At 51.7% G+C, this 14302-nt stretch carries 16 protein-coding genes; 11 read left to right on the top strand and 5 right to left on the bottom strand.

Annotated elements, in window-relative coordinates:
- The first annotated feature begins 30 nt into the window (after positions 1-30).
- Both DFR62_RS06560 and DFR62_RS06555 read left to right on the top strand, forming a co-directional pair.
- Positions 31-1143 (top strand): MBL fold metallo-hydrolase, encoded by a 1113-nt coding sequence (locus DFR62_RS06560; RefSeq protein ID WP_175578526.1) that lies wholly within the window; start codon positions 31-33, stop codon positions 1141-1143.
- A 75-nt stretch (positions 1144-1218) separates the two neighbouring features.
- Positions 1219-1575, top strand: a complete 357-nt coding sequence (locus DFR62_RS06555; protein WP_121298899.1) for a hypothetical protein — start codon at positions 1219-1221, stop codon at positions 1573-1575.
- A gap of 52 nt (positions 1576-1627) precedes the next feature.
- Here the strand turns inward: DFR62_RS06555 and DFR62_RS06550 are convergent, their stop codons facing one another.
- Both DFR62_RS06550 and DFR62_RS06545 read right to left on the bottom strand, forming a co-directional pair.
- On the bottom strand, positions 1628-2656 hold the full coding sequence (locus tag DFR62_RS06550) for an ABC transporter permease (RefSeq protein ID WP_121298897.1): 1029 nt from the start codon (positions 2654-2656) through the stop codon (positions 1628-1630).
- The gene (locus DFR62_RS06545; RefSeq protein WP_121298895.1) at positions 2653-3375 is read right to left on the bottom strand and encodes an ABC transporter ATP-binding protein; all 723 of its coding nucleotides are present in this window, start codon (positions 3373-3375) and stop codon (positions 2653-2655) included. The genes DFR62_RS06550 and DFR62_RS06545 overlap by 4 nt, the downstream gene beginning before the upstream one ends.
- 221 nt (positions 3376-3596) lie before the next feature.
- On the opposite strand from DFR62_RS06545, the gene DFR62_RS06540 reads away from it, so the two are divergent.
- On the top strand, positions 3597-4226 hold the full coding sequence (locus DFR62_RS06540; RefSeq protein ID WP_121298894.1) for a TetR/AcrR family transcriptional regulator: 630 nt from the start codon (positions 3597-3599) through the stop codon (positions 4224-4226).
- A gap of 106 nt (positions 4227-4332) precedes the next feature.
- On the top strand, positions 4333-5403 hold the full coding sequence (locus DFR62_RS06535) for an aldo/keto reductase (RefSeq protein WP_121298892.1): 1071 nt from the start codon (positions 4333-4335) through the stop codon (positions 5401-5403).
- A 47-nt stretch (positions 5404-5450) separates the two neighbouring features.
- Here DFR62_RS06535 and DFR62_RS06530 read toward each other — a convergent pair whose 3' ends face one another.
- Complete coding sequence (locus tag DFR62_RS06530; protein ID WP_158290823.1) at positions 5451-6227, bottom strand: potassium channel family protein; 777 nt, start codon at positions 6225-6227, stop codon at positions 5451-5453.
- A 96-nt stretch (positions 6228-6323) separates the two neighbouring features.
- Between DFR62_RS06530 and DFR62_RS06525 the strand changes: the two genes are divergently transcribed.
- From DFR62_RS06525 to abc-f, 3 genes are all read left to right on the top strand, one after another.
- Positions 6324-6986, top strand: coding sequence for an HAD family hydrolase (locus DFR62_RS06525; protein WP_241663119.1), 663 nt, complete (start codon positions 6324-6326; stop codon positions 6984-6986).
- A gap of 94 nt (positions 6987-7080) precedes the next feature.
- Positions 7081-7215, top strand: coding sequence for a hypothetical protein (locus tag DFR62_RS17580; protein ID WP_257721097.1), 135 nt, complete (start codon positions 7081-7083; stop codon positions 7213-7215).
- A 95-nt stretch (positions 7216-7310) separates the two neighbouring features.
- Positions 7311-8933, top strand: a complete 1623-nt coding sequence (gene abc-f, locus DFR62_RS06520) for a ribosomal protection-like ABC-F family protein (RefSeq protein WP_121298886.1) — start codon at positions 7311-7313, stop codon at positions 8931-8933.
- A gap of 54 nt (positions 8934-8987) precedes the next feature.
- On the opposite strand, the gene DFR62_RS06515 is transcribed toward abc-f, so the two are convergent.
- Complete coding sequence (locus DFR62_RS06515) at positions 8988-9593, bottom strand: hypothetical protein (RefSeq protein WP_121298884.1); 606 nt, start codon at positions 9591-9593, stop codon at positions 8988-8990.
- A 119-nt stretch (positions 9594-9712) separates the two neighbouring features.
- On the opposite strand from DFR62_RS06515, the gene DFR62_RS06510 reads away from it, so the two are divergent.
- The 4 genes from DFR62_RS06510 (at position 9713) to DFR62_RS06495 (ending at position 12866) form a co-directional block, all read left to right on the top strand.
- Positions 9713-10099, top strand: a complete 387-nt coding sequence (locus DFR62_RS06510) for an RDD family protein (RefSeq protein ID WP_121298882.1) — start codon at positions 9713-9715, stop codon at positions 10097-10099.
- A gap of 141 nt (positions 10100-10240) precedes the next feature.
- Entirely contained in the window at positions 10241-11176 is a 936-nt protein-coding gene (locus DFR62_RS06505) for a LytTR family transcriptional regulator DNA-binding domain-containing protein (protein WP_121298880.1), read from the top strand.
- 137 nt (positions 11177-11313) lie between these two features.
- A complete protein-coding gene (locus tag DFR62_RS06500) occupies positions 11314-12159 on the top strand; it encodes an ABC transporter ATP-binding protein (RefSeq protein WP_121298879.1) in 846 nt (281 codons plus the stop codon).
- Positions 12156-12866, top strand: a complete 711-nt coding sequence (locus tag DFR62_RS06495; RefSeq protein WP_121298877.1) for an ABC transporter permease — start codon at positions 12156-12158, stop codon at positions 12864-12866. Before DFR62_RS06500 ends, DFR62_RS06495 begins: the two co-directional genes overlap by 4 nt.
- A gap of 77 nt (positions 12867-12943) precedes the next feature.
- Here the strand turns inward: DFR62_RS06495 and DFR62_RS06490 are convergent, their stop codons facing one another.
- A complete protein-coding gene (locus DFR62_RS06490) occupies positions 12944-14224 on the bottom strand; it encodes an alpha/beta hydrolase (protein ID WP_121298875.1) in 1281 nt (426 codons plus the stop codon).
- Between the last annotated feature and the right edge of the window lie 78 nt (positions 14225-14302).

The raw sequence follows: 14302 nt of genomic DNA, 5'->3' as shown, positions 1-14302 counted from the left end.
AGTGAAATACATTTCGACATTGGAGGAGCCATGAAAAAATTGATGTTGTATTCAGTTGCCGGCGCTGCGGCCGTCTCCGTTCTGTCGGGCGCTTTTTTAAAGCTCTACGCGCCGCTCGGGTCGACCCCGGATAAGCGCCAGCGGGACCGCTTTATGGGACTGGGCAATTACCGGGAAGGAAAATTCGCCAATGCGGATTCCACAGAGCCCGTCATTCGCATGTCAGAGGGCCTGTCGATGCTGAGGGATTCCGTGCTCACTGGTGACGTCCAGCGCAATCCTTTGGGGAAGTTGCCTGTAGCGGACATTGACTGGCAAGCCATCGACAACATGCAAGATAGTGTGACTTGGTTCGGCCATTCGACCTTTTTATTGAGCATCGACGGGCTCAAACTGTTCGTCGATCCGATGCTCGGAAAACGGGCATCTCCTTTGGCGTTTGCGGGAAGCGCGCGCTATAGCATGGACTGGCTGGAAATCGTCGAGCGGCTGCCGGAAATCGACGCGGTGCTGCTGACGCATGACCATTACGACCACTTGGATTACGGATCGATCCGTGCGCTGAAAAGTAAAGTGGGGCATTTCTTTGTGCCGCTCGGCGTCGGGACGCATCTTGAGCGCTGGGGAGTGGAAGTGGCGCGCATCACCGAACTGGATTGGTGGGAGGAAGCGGCGTTTAACGGCTTGACGCTCGTGTTGACGCCGTCACAGCATTTCTCAGGGCGCGGCTTGTTCAATCGCAATTCGACTTTGTGGGGCGGCTGGATCGTGCTTGGCAGCGAGACCCGTTTTTACACGAGCGGAGATGGCGGCTATGGCAGCCATTTCAAAGAAATTGGCGAACGTTACGGCCCGTTCGACCTCGTGTTGATGGAAGGCGGCCAGTACGACCCGCGTTGGGAAACTTCGCATATGGCGCCGGAGCAGTCGGTGCAGGCAGCGCTCGACGTTCATGGAGATAAGATGATGCTCGTTCACTGGGCGGCGTTCACTTTAGCATTTCACAGCTGGACCGATCCGATCGAGCGGGCATCAAAAGAAGCGAAGCGTGTGGGAGTGGACTTGCTGACGCCAAAAATCGGCGAGACGCTTTCTTTGGAAACGCTCGATTCGTACACGCCTGCACGCTGGTGGGAACAATGAGTTCCCGCAATTTGAGATTCATGCGCCATTCTTCTAAAATGGGTGCATCACTAGAAATTCGGAAAGAGGGATAGTATGAAATTGACCAAAATTTCCATGCCGGATGCGATTCGCATCGAAAAGGTTCGCCGGGAAGGCGTAGAAATCGGCGAGCTTCTGAAAAACGATAATTTCGCATCGCTTGGAAGCGATCTTGAGGCGGTATTCCGTGACGGCTACCAAGTGAAATTTTTGACGATCAACGGCGCGAAGAATCTGTTGCGCATCAAATTCGACCAGGAAGCGGATCTTGATTACACAGAGACCGAATTTGGGCTGTCCGGCATTTCCATGGATGAAGCGCAAGTGGAAGCGTTCCGGCCGATCCTGTCCGATAACTGCCGCTTGGAACAAGAACCGAGCGGCTCGTACCAGATCTTGTGGGCGGAATAAGTTTTTGAATACAGGAAAAAGCGGACGAGGCATCAGCTTCGTCCGCTTTTTTCTATAGTTTTCGAAATTTCTTCAAGGCTTGCGTGTTGATGACATACAGCACGAGCGCGTAAGCAGTGAGCCCGGCGAGATAGCCCCAGATGTCCGACAACCCGTCGCCGTAGACCATGATGCCTTTGATGGCAGCGGCACCGTAATAGATCGGCATGATATACGACAAATTGCCGAGGTGGTACGGGATCAAGTCCAACGGGATGAGCCCTGAGAAGAACACTTGCGGGATGATGGTGAACGGAATCAGCTGGACGACCTGCAGTTCGGAGCCCGCAAAAATGGAAATGGTGGCGCCGAACGATACGGCGGTGACGGCGAGCAGCACCATCGTCAGCAAGATCCAGAAGATGTTCCCTTCATTGCTCAGCTGTAGCACGAACACCGCGTACAAGACGATGATGATCGCTTGGATGACGGCGAAAACACTGTAGCCGAGTGTGTAGCCGGCAATGACTTCGCCGCGCCGGATCGGCGTCATCATCAGGCGTTCGAGCGTGCCGCGGCTGCGTTCCCTTACGAGTGCCATCGCGGAGATGATGAACACGAAAAAGAACGAGAACAAGGCGAGAAAGACGTAGCCGAGCGAATCGAATAAAGTCTGGTCCTGGGTGCCGTAAACATAGCTGACTTCAGCTTCGGCGGTCGGGTTGATGTCCGCCATCGCTTCTTGGATTTCGCTTATCGCCGTGGCACCTTTTGTCGACGGTTCGTACAGCGTGATGTCCATGCCCGAATTTTCCGGGAAGCGCAGAACGGCGTCGACGTCTTCGTGCTGCTGCAAATAATCGAGTGCTTGATCGGCTTCGTCGCCTGTGATGTCGACCAGCTCGAGTTCCTGCTGTTCCAATGCATCGATGACGGGAGCGGGAACAGCGTCCGGGTCGATGGCGACCGTTGCGACGTAATCCGAATCGCCGAGCAGGAAATAGACCAAGGTCAAGATCAATAGCGGGGCGACGAGGATGAGCATGACGCTGCGCTTGTCGTTGATGGTCTGGCGGATGACGCGTTTCGCTAATTGGATCATGAGCGCGCCTCGCTTTCTGAAGCGGCGAAGAACAAGTCTTCGATGCGGCCGCTATCAGTTTTTGCGAGCAATCGATCGACTGTGTCGTATTCGATGAGCCGGCCGTTATACAATAGCGCCCCTTTATCGCATTCGACCACTTCGTCCATGACATGCGTCGAGACGATGATCGTCGTGCCTTGTGCTTTCAATGACTGGAACTGCGCCCAGATCTTGCGGCGCAGGACCGGATCGATGCCGGCTGTCGGTTCGTCGAGAAACAGGATATCCGGCTCGTGCAAAATCGCGATGGCGAGCGACAGCCGCTTTTTCATGCCGCCGGAAAAATCTTTCACCAGTTTACGTTTGTGATCGGTCAGTTCGACCATATCAAGCACTTCGGCGATGCGCGCCTCACGTGTGCGTTTTGGGAGGTGGTACAATCCGCCGAAAAACGCCAGGTTGCCCTGTGCGGACAAATCTTCATACAAAGCATCGTTTTGCGGCATGAAGCCGAGCCGTTTGAGAATCGCCATATTCGGCATTTCGGTGTCTCCGAATTGGATCGTGCCGCTGTCTGCCGGCAATGCGCCGATCATCAAGCGGATCAAGGTTGTCTTGCCGGAACCGGACGGGCCGAGCAAGCAGCAGATTTCTCCCGCTGCAACAGTGAAGCTCACATCTTTGATGACGGCCGTGTCCCCGAAACGTTTGTTGACGTGCGAAAGCTGGATGTCCATAGGGTTTCCTCCTCCGTTTGCTGGAGCCTTATGACTTCTTCCATCAAAATGAGCTGTTCTTGCTGTCTATTTGCGGCTAAGATAATAAACAAACTGTCGTTTTAGTTCTTGGCTTTAGTATAGTTTCTTGGCGATAAGGGGGCAATCATCAAAAACAAGCAATGTGTTGCTTAAACGACAGTACGGGGAAAAGTGTCGGGTAAAAATGGGGAGGAATGAAAATGAACGGTAAACCAGCCGATTTGCGTGTCGTGCGGACGAAACAAGCAATCCGTGCAGCATTGATTGCATTGATTGAAGAAAAAGGCTTTGAAGCGATGAGCGTCAAGGATATTACGGAACATGCGAACATCAACCGGGGGACGTTTTACAGCCATTACGAGGACAAATTCGATTTGATGGACAAATGCCAGCAGCAATTGATCGAGGAAATGGAAATCAAGATCATCCGCAATATTCCTCAGCTCATCGAAGGCATGAAGCAAAGCCAGAATGGAACGGCTCCTTTCGCTGTGCCGGTGCCGCTCTTTGAATTCCTCCATGACAATAAAAGCTTGATGAAGGCGTTGCTGGGGCCAAGAGGCGATGCCGGCTTTCAGGTCAAGATGAAGGAATTCCTCAGTCAAGCGCTGTTCGAACGCAATAAAGACGTGTTGGTTGGTGGCGGAAACGCCCTCGTGCCGCCGCATTATTTGTCATCGTATATCGCTTCCGCCCATATCGGCGTCATCCAGGAATGGCTGAACGGCGATACGAATGAGCCGCCGGAAGAAATCGCGCGCATCATTTCTACGATGACCATCAACGGCCCGTTGTTTGCCGCGGGCTTGAAAGGCAAAGACCAGGCGTGACAAGCGCGGGCATAAAGGGTTTGGAATTTTTGTTTGTCGAAGGGCGTTAAGCGGGTAGAGAATGACTGACAGAAAAAAACAGCTCGTTACTAGGAGGACCTTAACTATGGATTATATTAACTTAGGCAAATCGGGGCTGCGCGTCCCGAAATACATTCTCGGCACGATCCCGTTCAGCGGAACGAATGGGTTTGAAGCGGCAGGAAATGTACAGGAAAATACTGCGAACCGGATGGTGGACATGTCGATCGATGCAGGGATCAATATGTTCGATACGGCGAACCTGTATTCAAAAGGGAATGCCGAAAAAGTGCTCGGCGCCGCCATCCGTGGCAAGCGCGACAAAGTGCTGATTTCGTCGAAGACTGGATTTCCGTTCGATAGCCATCCGAATGAACGGGGAGCTTCCCGCAATAACCTCATGAAATCCATCGATGAATCGCTCGAACGACTCGGCACGGATTATATTGATTTGTATTTCGTCCATTTGTGGGACGGTCAGACGCCGGTTGAAGAGACGGTCGAAACGATGAACGATTTGATCAAGGCCGGCAAGATCCGCCATTGGGGCGTATCGAACTACAGCGGTTGGGCGCTGGCGAAGACGCATACATTCGCTGAACAGAACGGCAAAATCCCGCCCGTCACCCAGCAGATCTACTACACACCGGAAGCGCGCGAGTCGGAATATGAACTGCTGCCGGCAGGAACGGAGCTCGGTGTCAGTTCAATGATCTGGAGCCCGCTCGGAGAAGGTTTATTGAACGGCAAGATCGGCCGTGACAAGGAAGCGCCGGAAGATACCCGCCAAGGCGGCGGCTGGCCGGAGCCTTGGATTTATGACCAGGAGCGTTTATATACGGTGATTGATGCCTTGGAAGAAGTGGCGGCAAACCATAACGCCACCGTTCCCCAAATCGCTTATGCGTGGGTACGCGACCGCCCGAATGTCGGCCCGATCGTCATCGCGGCGCGAAATGAACAACAGCTGGAAGAAAACATCGCCTCTTACAAGATCAAGCTTAAGCGCGATGAACACGACTTGATCGAAGCGGCAGCACGGCCGGCGCCATTCTATCCGCATTGGCACCGTGCCATGAGCGGGCCGGACCAAGCGAGCCCGTCCGAACAAGTATATTTGGATGCTTATAAAAAAACGATGGGCATTAAAAAATAATCAGTTAAACCCGGCATGCAATTGCATACCGGGTTTATTTTTATCGCTTATACCGTTTCAGTAAAGATGGAATTGACGGCCATTTTGGCAATGGTGCCGTTGGACATGATGAATTTATCGACCTTGACGTGAGAGAAGTTCGGAAGGTGTTCTTCGCGCTCGACTTCGACGGTCGTGTAGACGCCCGGGGACATCCGTTCGACAGCGGTCGCGATCAATAGCGATTTTCCGTCTGTCAGCATTTGGTCTTCGATGCGGTCATCTGCAAAGATCAACACCGCTTTCGCCTGCTCGACATTCGCCTGCCTCAATACGTCTTCATGGGTAGCATTGCCCCTGACGTAATGGATCCTTGAATTCAGCTCTTTTGCTTTTTCCAGCCGGTCGATGACGACGACTTCTGTCTGCGGGTCTTGCTTCAAAATTTCAGCAATGGCATTTTCCGCTTTATATGACCAGTCAATGATGACGATATGGTTGCGCCCCTTGTACATCAACTCACCTCTTTCTTTCATTCTTCTATGTAAGGACAGGCTTTCGATCGCTTTTCCGATAAACGAAGCGAACAAACCGATGCCGACGATGTATAAAAACAGCACGGTGAAAACTCTTCCGCCCAACGTCACGGGATAGAGGTCGCCATAGCCGACGGTCAAAATCGTCGTCATGGTGAACCATAAAGCGTCTGCATAGCTGGTGAACGTCGACGGTTCGATGGCCGGCATCATGAATGTGCTGAAGGCAATCAAAACAATGGTACTGATGGTGAGCACGAGCCAGGACAAGCTGGTCACTTGCAGGTAAAGCCGGCGAAGGATAATCAAGTGTTTCCCTCCTTTTTTCTTCAGTATACATGGAGTATGCAACGCAGTGGGCATCTTTTTCGTTATACAAGGAATAACGGAAATGGGGGAGTGTTAATGAAAGCGGTCATTTTTGATATGGACGGCACTTTGTTCCAGACCGGCACGGTTTTGGAGCAATCCTTGGAAGAAGCGTTCGCAGTTCTGCGCGAGCGGGGCGATTGGCAAGGTGCGGCGCCGATCAAAGCGTACCAAAGCATCATGGGGGTGCCGTTGCCCGCGGTATGGGAAGCGCTATTGCCGGAAAAGTCCGACGAGACGAAGCGCGAGATGGATTCGTATTTCCTCGAGCGATTGATCGCAAATATCAGTGAAGGCAAAGGGGGACTTTACCCTGACGTTAGAAGAGTGTTCGCTGAATTAAGTACACAAGGCTACCGGATTTTCATTGCGAGCAATGGTCTTGTGCGCTATCTGGCCGCGATCGTCGAGTATTACGGTTTGGATGAGTGGGTAACGGAAACGTTCAGCATCGAACAAGCAGCGACACTCGATAAAGGAGAACTCGTGCGCATGATCATCGAGAAATACGGCGTGACGGAAGGGGCGGTTGTCGGAGACCGTCTGTCCGATATCCGTGCGGCGAAAGCGAACGGCCTGTTTGCGGTTGGCTGCCGCTTTGATTTTGCGCAGGAACAGGAACTAAAAGAAGCGGACTTGGTGATTGATGGCTTGGCGGATCTGAGAAAGGTTTTGGCGCAGGTGCAGGTCAGAGGTTAATCAACGAATTAGCGGAAACGGCGCATTTGGATATTCCCTTCTACGAAGAGATGTGATAATATTGAGACAATTAAATGAAACGGAGGTGAAAAGAATGGAGAAATGTGCTGCGGTGATGGGTGTGAAAATGGAGGAAGCTTTGTATTTCACACGTGTCATTACGTTTGATTTGACGCCGACGGGAGAAGTCTGCCCTTTTTTAGTCAATTTCAAAATCACGCGCAGCTGATATCTGACATTCTTTTCACCAGTAGAAAAGACTGCCCGATACGGGGCGGTCTTTTTTTGTACCGATTTTTCAGCTGCGCCCTGGAGGCGTAAACTATGCAAATCACAGCACAACAACTAACGAAATCCATCGGCGGAAATGAAATCTTCACCAATCTATCGCTCGAAATCAATGAAAAAGACCGGATCGCCGTCGTCGGCCGCAACGGCTCGGGCAAAACGACTTTGTTCCAGCTGCTGGCGGGACTGGAAGAGCCGGATGCCGGCACCATCATCCGGACGAAGAACACGCAAATCGGTTATCTGCATCAAATCCCGGATTATCCGGGATACAGCGTGTACGAAGTCTTGAACGAAAGCTTCAGCGAATTGCACGAAATGGAGAGACGTCTCAGTGAACTGGAAATCCAGCTGTCGGACGGGGCGGACGAACGGGTGCTGCGGCAATACGGCGAGCTGCAGGAGCAGTTTATGGAAGCCGGCGGATACGAAACGGAATCCAAGATCGCAGCCGTTTCGAACGGCCTTGGCGTCGCGCATCTGACGGGCCAGCGGTTTGATTCGCTGAGCGGGGGCGAGAAGACGAAAGTGATGCTCGCGCAGCTCATTTTGCGCAAGCCGTCTGTCCTGTTGCTCGACGAACCGACGAACCATCTGGACCTGTCGGCGATCGAATGGCTCGAACATTATTTGGAATATTACAGCGGCACGGTCGTCGTCATTTCGCATGACCGGCAGTTCCTCAATAACGTCGTGCATAAAGTCTATGAAATCGAAGACGGCGAGATTTGGGAAAGCAAAGGCGATTACGATGCCTATTTGCGTAATAAGCAGGCGAAGATGGAACAGCAATTTGCGGCGTATAAAGAACAGCAGAAGAAAATTCAGAAGATCAAAGAATCCATACGCCGCTTGCGCCAATGGGCGAATGAAGCCTCGCCGCCGAATCCGGATTTGTTCCGCAAAGCAAAAATGATGGAGAAGATGCTCGAACGTATGGAAAAAGTGAAGCGGCCGTCGGTAGAAAAGGCAATGAACTTAAAATTGCAAGCCAAGGACCGCAGCGGTAAAAGGGTATTCGAACTGCAGGACGTGTTCCATGGCTTCGGAGATGAGGTGCTGTTTGCCGATGTCGAGCTGTCCGTTTATTGGCAGGACCGCTTGGCGATCGTCGGAGACAATGGCACCGGAAAATCGACTTTGCTGAAGATTTTACTAGGCGAAATCGAACCGGTCGGCGGGGAAGTGCGCCGCGGCAGCAATGTCAAAATCGGCTACTTGGCCCAGCAATTCGAGGCGTTCGACGGAGAGGCCCGCGTCATTGAAGCCTTCCGCGACAAGTTGTCGATAACAGAAGGAGACGCCCGACATTTGCTCGCGCAATTCCTGTTCTACGGCCACGACGTCTTCAAGCGCGTCAAGGATCTCAGCGGTGGCGAAAAGATGCGCTTGCGTCTTGCGCAACTCATGCAGGAAGATTGCAATGTACTCATATTGGATGAACCGACCAATCATCTCGACATCGAATCTCGTGAAGTGCTCGAGGAAACCTTGAAAGAGTTCAACGGCACGATCATTGCGATCAGCCACGACCGTTATTTCTTGCAGAAGCTATTCACGAAAGTTGCTTGGATTGAACAGCAAACCCTGACCTTACATGAAGGTTCGTATGACTGGGCTTCGGAAAAGCAGAAAAATGCTGATGGCATCTTGCAATGAATAAGTGAATTTCCACATGAAAAAACGTTCCTGGCATTGTGCCAGGAACGTTTTCTAATGGTCTTTATTTGCCGTGCGGTTGAACAATAAGACAAGAATCGGCCCGACTACCGGCAACAAAGCCAATTGCTTGAAGTTCGCCTCCGGCAAGAAGCGGTAGGTGGCATAGACCGACAAGCCCCATAGCACGAACCAGTCGATGGTCATGACCGATACCAAGCTCGAAGTCTGGAATGCTTCCGCGTAAGCTTCTGGCGAAAAGCCGCGGAAGACGGTGAGAAAGTTGATGATGCTGATGGCGGCGACGAAGATCAGCCACGCTTTCGAGCGCAGGATCCGGTGCAGCCAATTCGGCCCGCGGCGTTTTTTCTCCGGCGGCTTGTCGCCGAATGCGAAATACGGCAAGAGCGAGAACGCCCCGACGCCGAACGATACGAGCGCGAATGGCCACGCTGGCCAGCGGAAGCGGTCATTCGGCACCAAAAGCGTCAAGAAGACGAACGGGAAGATGCCGAGCGAGTTGAAGACAGCGAGGATGAGCGGGTCGACCCCTTCCCATTCACCCATAAGCAGCGGTCCGAATTCATATCCGCCCGAACCTGAAGGCGCAAAAAAGACAGCGTATGCAATCATCAGCAGCCAAATTACTAGAAATGCCATGCGTGTCACCCCCCGTTTTTCCTTGGTTTTTCCTTATCATAACGCATACAGCCCCTTGCTGTCTTTGCGGAGTCCATTCGCTATAATGGAAAGAGACGGAAAATAAGGGAGGAATGGGAATGGATGCATTGACGAAAAAGCGCGGCAAGGCGCTGGCTATTGATTTTGCGATCTCCGGTGCGGTGAATGGGGTCATGGAACCGCTGCTGCGTAAAAAGATTAAACAGGAATGGGTGCATGCGCTCATTACGCCGACCGTTGTGTTCTGGGGGCTTGAATACGTCCAGTTGAAGACACGCGGACAGACCGTCGGACAACAAGTCGCTGGCATCAAAATCGAAAACGCAGACGGCGGCGAACTGACGGGCGGACAGATCCTGAAACGCGTGGCACATCGTGATTCGATTATGCCGCTCCAATGGTTCAAACAACGCGGTCAGGACATGGGTGCGCAAATGCCGCATGACCGATACGCACACACCTTGGTGCGTGAACTCGATAACTGAACGATGAGGCGGCATCCAATGGGATGCCGCCTTTTGTGTGGAGTAGGGCAAAACCGTAATTCTCAAAAACGGTACTGTATCTTGCGGCACAGGAAAGGTTACAATAAATGTAAGAATCTTTTCGTTAGTCAGGAGGAGCTTATGAACATTCGAGAAATGAGCGTTAACGGACAGAAAATCATCCCGTCGCTGGAATTGGACATGGAGAAGGGCAAAGTACTAGGCATCCAGACCAATGTCCAGCGCAAGAAAATCCTCTTGGCCCAATTTGCTGAGCGGGGAGATGCCTATTTGTCGTTTGCGGAACAAGGCGAATACACCCGTTTGACCGTCGAGGAGTTACTGCGCTTTATGAAGTCGCTCAGCGGCCACCACACACCGGTTCGCTCGATGCTTCAGCTGTTTCAATTAGGCGAATACCAGAAAGTGAAAATTGCCGATTTGCCAGCGTCGAAGAAAATCTATCTGTCCTTGCTACGCGTTTATTACGCACAGCAGCCGATCATCGTCCTGGAGGAGCCGTATTTTCAGCTCGAAGAACCCGATCAATTGGCATTTAAGCGACTGTTGGAAGAATTATCGGAAGAAAAACAGATTCTGATTCTCACTGCCAATCTGGAAGATGCACTGATCAGCTGCGACGAAATTTACCGTTTGGATGAAGCGGGGTTGCATCTATTGGATATAACGGACGCTGAAGATGAAGCGGAAAATGCTCACGAAACCGGCGAAGCGGAGTTCAAGATCCAAAAAATCCCGACGAAAAAGAACGACAAAACCATTCTGTTCAACCCACCCGAAATTGATTATATCGAAAGCATCAATAGCTCGGCTGTGGTGCATGTGGCAGGGGAGACCTATACGTGCGCACTCACCTTGGCGGAATTGGAAGACAAACTCCAGCATTACGGGTTTTTCCGCTGCCACCGCTCGTATATCGTCAATCTGCAAAAAGTGCGGGAATTGATCACGTGGACGAAAAACAGCTATAGCCTGCGCTTGACGACCGGAAAAGATTCCGTCGTGCCGCTGTCGAGGACGAAATTGGCTGAATTAAAAGAGCTGCTGAACATTTAATTTCCCGGGAAATAATCGCCGAATCACGGATTTCACGGTACAGTTCGGCCGGGAAATGGTACATATTAGCGGAATCACAAAGCGGTTGCTCCTTTTTCTGACTATGCTGGTGTCATCAACGAAAAGGAGTGGCGCACATGAATGCAATTTCGGTACAGAATATCCAAAAAGCATTTGGCGGCAATATGGCTTTAAAAGATGTATCCTTCGAAATTCCAAAAGGAGAGATTTTCGGCTTTCTTGGGCCGAGCGGTTCCGGAAAAACGACCTTGCTCAAGATTTTGACTGCCCAATTGGAAGCAACGGACGGGCATGCTGCCGTGATGGAGATGCCGTCTAGAATGATGCAAAAAACCGCCCAGAAACGGCGCTTCGGCATCTTGACCGATAATAGCGGTTTGTATGAGCGTTTATCTATTGAAGAGAACCTGGATGTGTTTCGGCGTTTATATGATTTGCCGAAATCGTCCATTGACCAAGTGCTGCATTTCGTCAATTTGAATACCGACCGCAAAAAGCGGGTCAGTGTGCTGTCGAAAGGGATGCGCCAGCGCGTCACGTTGGCGTGCGCGATCATCCATGAGCCGGAACTGCTGTTTTTGGATGAGCCGACGTCCGCGCTCGACCCGGTCAACACGGCACATATCCATAAAGGCTTGCGCTATTTGAATGAACGGGGGACGACGATCTTTTTGACGACCCATGATATGACGGAAGCGGAATCGCTGTGTGAACGCGTGGCGATTTTGCATAAAGGGGAGATTCGTGCGATCGGGGCCCCTGATGAATTGAAAAAAATACATCGCGACGGCACGCTGACCGTGGAATTGACGTCCGGAGAAAAAGAGCGCCTGTCGATGGACGAGGATTCGGCAGCGGCCATCGCCGGGTGGATGAGCCGCGGGCAAATCGACCGCATGTATACGAATGAGCTGAGCCTGGGCGATATTTTCATTAAACTGACGGGGAGTGAATTGGTATGAACGTATCACTGAAGCGCATCCAAGCCATTTTCATCAAAGATTATAAGGAATTTTCGAGAAACTATGCGGTATCAATCATGATTGTGTTCCCGATTGTCTTTGCGCTCCTCTACCGGACGGAAGCCGGCGATCAAGCGGCGATCTACGCGTTCATCATGAATTTTTCACTAGCGATGCTTACTAGTTTTGTGCAGGCGTGTTTGATCGCCGAGGAGAAAGAGCGCAATACGCTGCGTTCGCTCATGATGACCCCGGCTTCGATGCTCGATGTGCTAATCGGCAAAAGTGCGCTGGTGTTTCTTATTTCTGCGGCCGTCCTGGCGTTCACCACCTACTTATTCGGCTACGAGACCTCGAATGTGTTGCTGTTGACGGCGGCGCTCGGGATTTCCATCCTGCTTTATACAGCGATCGGGACGATTTGCGGATTGTACTCAAAGACTTTGCTGGAAGCCTCGCTATCGGTGTTTCCGGTATTGATCATCTTCACGGCTGGGCCGTTTGCATTGTCGTTTGAAGAACAGTATCCATTTTTGGAAGTGCTGCGCTATTTGCCGAGCAGCCAATTGAGTGAATTGCTAATGGCTATGGAAGTCGGAGCGGCTTCTGGTGATTTGGCCAAGCCGCTTGTGATTATCGCGGTATGGACAATCGTGGTGACCATCATTTCGTTTGTCCTTTATAAAAAGCGCTTAATGGACCAATAAAAGAATCCGGCTGAACTTTTCGGTTCAGCCGGATTTTTATGGTTATTTTTTAAAGGAAGTTCATTACTTGCGATCAATCAATTTTTCAAAAACTCCGCGATTCGATTCACTAAACCGTCAGCGAGCGGCAATTCCGGATCGGCATAAGCAGCCATATTCGCTTCTTGGTCATCCGGTACTTGTTTCAAGACGTGATTCATGCCATCGACGATGAGCAGTTTGGAACCGGGTTTCGCTTCGTGGAGCAGTTCTGCATCCCGTACCGGCACTTGCAAATCGCGCGTGCCGCCGACAAATAATGCCTCCGCGTCGAGCTTTTCGACTTGTTCGATCGGATCATACGCCATCCATGACTGGAGATAAGGCTGAACGGATGGGCGGAACACTTGCTGCAGTTCCGGGCTTACATCGTCTACCGTTTCACCTTGCGCAAGTTGCTCGAGAATCTTTTGTGCTTCCTCGAATTGTGCGGCAGGCAAAGTACTGAGCTGTTCTTTCAATAATTCATCTGCTGTGCGCCCGACGCCCGTCAGCGATACATAGGAATCGACGCCTTCTTGATTGGCTGCGGCGAGCCCGACGAGCGCTCCTTCACTATGGCCGATGACGGCGACTTTCGAGAAGCGCTCGTCCGCCTTCGCAAAGCGCACCCATGCGGCTGCATCCTGAACGTAATCGTCAAAACGCAAATCCGATTCCTGTACGGCAAGCGAACGGTTATCGCCAATTGCGCGTTTATCGTAGCGGATCACGGCAATGCCTTCCGCCTTGAGATCTTCTGCGAGCATCTTCAGGCTATTGTTTTTGCCGGAGAGAGCCAGCGAGTTGCCATCTTTATCGGTCGGGCCGGACCCGGCAATCAATATCGCTACGGGATGGGGCCCGCCAGTTTCCGGAATTTCTTCGAGCCCTTGCATCATGCCGCCCTCGACTTTTGTTTCGATGATTTTCTCGGGATCGGCGGCTTGTTCTTTTTCGCCGCGTTCGAGTTCAAAAGAGAATTTCTGGTTTTGCTGCGTCATCTGGCCGGTGAGTTTTTCCGATTCCAGTGTGCCTTCGAACACCAAGCGTTCGCCTTGCAAGGTAAGGTCAAAAGCCACTTCGGGGTCATCGAATTTGATGGTCGATAACGGATAGTTTTCGACTCCTTGCAGCGGAATGCTTAAGGTGCCTTTGTCTCCAGCGAATTCAATCGAAAACGGAATTGGCTGTCCTGGAACTTCAATCGCGCCTTGCCAAAACCCATCGATTTTCGAAGGCGTTGCACTTTCTGCTGTGTCTTCGTTGTTATCGCCGGAACATCCGGCAGCGAGCAGGATTCCTGCAAGCACCAATGCGGCGGCTGTCCATTTTTTCATCTATTGGCCTCCTAATGCTGTAACTTTCTTCTCTAACTAGTTCAGCAGGATCGGGCTCTTCTCCTCCCTCTTTTCAGC

It is taken from the genome of Planococcus citreus, from assembly GCF_003664125.1.
Lineage (GTDB): Bacteria > Bacillota > Bacilli > Bacillales_A > Planococcaceae > Planococcus > Planococcus citreus.
The sequence above is the reverse complement of the archived record's forward strand: the minus strand, read 5'-3'. Positions and strand labels throughout refer to the sequence as shown.

What these genes read in the sequence shown, in the direction of transcription:
- DFR62_RS06560 (WP_175578526.1), top strand. Translation starts at nt 31, where the DNA reads ATGAAAAAATTGATGTTGTATTCAGTTGCCGGCGCTGCGGCCGTCTCC.
- DFR62_RS06555 (WP_121298899.1), top strand. Translation starts at nt 1,219, where the DNA reads ATGAAATTGACCAAAATTTCCATGCCGGATGCGATTCGCATCGAAAAG.
- DFR62_RS06550 (WP_121298897.1), bottom strand. Translation starts at nt 2,656, where the DNA reads ATGATCCAATTAGCGAAACGCGTCATCCGCCAGACCATCAACGACAAG.
- DFR62_RS06545 (WP_121298895.1), bottom strand. Translation starts at nt 3,375, where the DNA reads ATGGACATCCAGCTTTCGCACGTCAACAAACGTTTCGGGGACACGGCC.
- DFR62_RS06540 (WP_121298894.1), top strand. Translation starts at nt 3,597, where the DNA reads ATGAACGGTAAACCAGCCGATTTGCGTGTCGTGCGGACGAAACAAGCA.
- DFR62_RS06535 (WP_121298892.1), top strand. Translation starts at nt 4,333, where the DNA reads ATGGATTATATTAACTTAGGCAAATCGGGGCTGCGCGTCCCGAAATAC.
- DFR62_RS06525 (WP_241663119.1), top strand. Translation starts at nt 6,324, where the DNA reads ATGAAAGCGGTCATTTTTGATATGGACGGCACTTTGTTCCAGACCGGC.
- DFR62_RS17580 (WP_257721097.1), top strand. Translation starts at nt 7,081, where the DNA reads ATGGAGAAATGTGCTGCGGTGATGGGTGTGAAAATGGAGGAAGCTTTG.
- abc-f (WP_121298886.1), top strand. Translation starts at nt 7,311, where the DNA reads ATGCAAATCACAGCACAACAACTAACGAAATCCATCGGCGGAAATGAA.
- DFR62_RS06515 (WP_121298884.1), bottom strand. Translation starts at nt 9,593, where the DNA reads ATGGCATTTCTAGTAATTTGGCTGCTGATGATTGCATACGCTGTCTTT.
- DFR62_RS06510 (WP_121298882.1), top strand. Translation starts at nt 9,713, where the DNA reads ATGGATGCATTGACGAAAAAGCGCGGCAAGGCGCTGGCTATTGATTTT.
- DFR62_RS06505 (WP_121298880.1), top strand. Translation starts at nt 10,241, where the DNA reads ATGAACATTCGAGAAATGAGCGTTAACGGACAGAAAATCATCCCGTCG.
- DFR62_RS06500 (WP_121298879.1), top strand. Translation starts at nt 11,314, where the DNA reads ATGAATGCAATTTCGGTACAGAATATCCAAAAAGCATTTGGCGGCAAT.
- DFR62_RS06495 (WP_121298877.1), top strand. Translation starts at nt 12,156, where the DNA reads ATGAACGTATCACTGAAGCGCATCCAAGCCATTTTCATCAAAGATTAT.
- DFR62_RS06490 (WP_121298875.1), bottom strand. Translation starts at nt 14,224, where the DNA reads ATGAAAAAATGGACAGCCGCCGCATTGGTGCTTGCAGGAATCCTGCTC.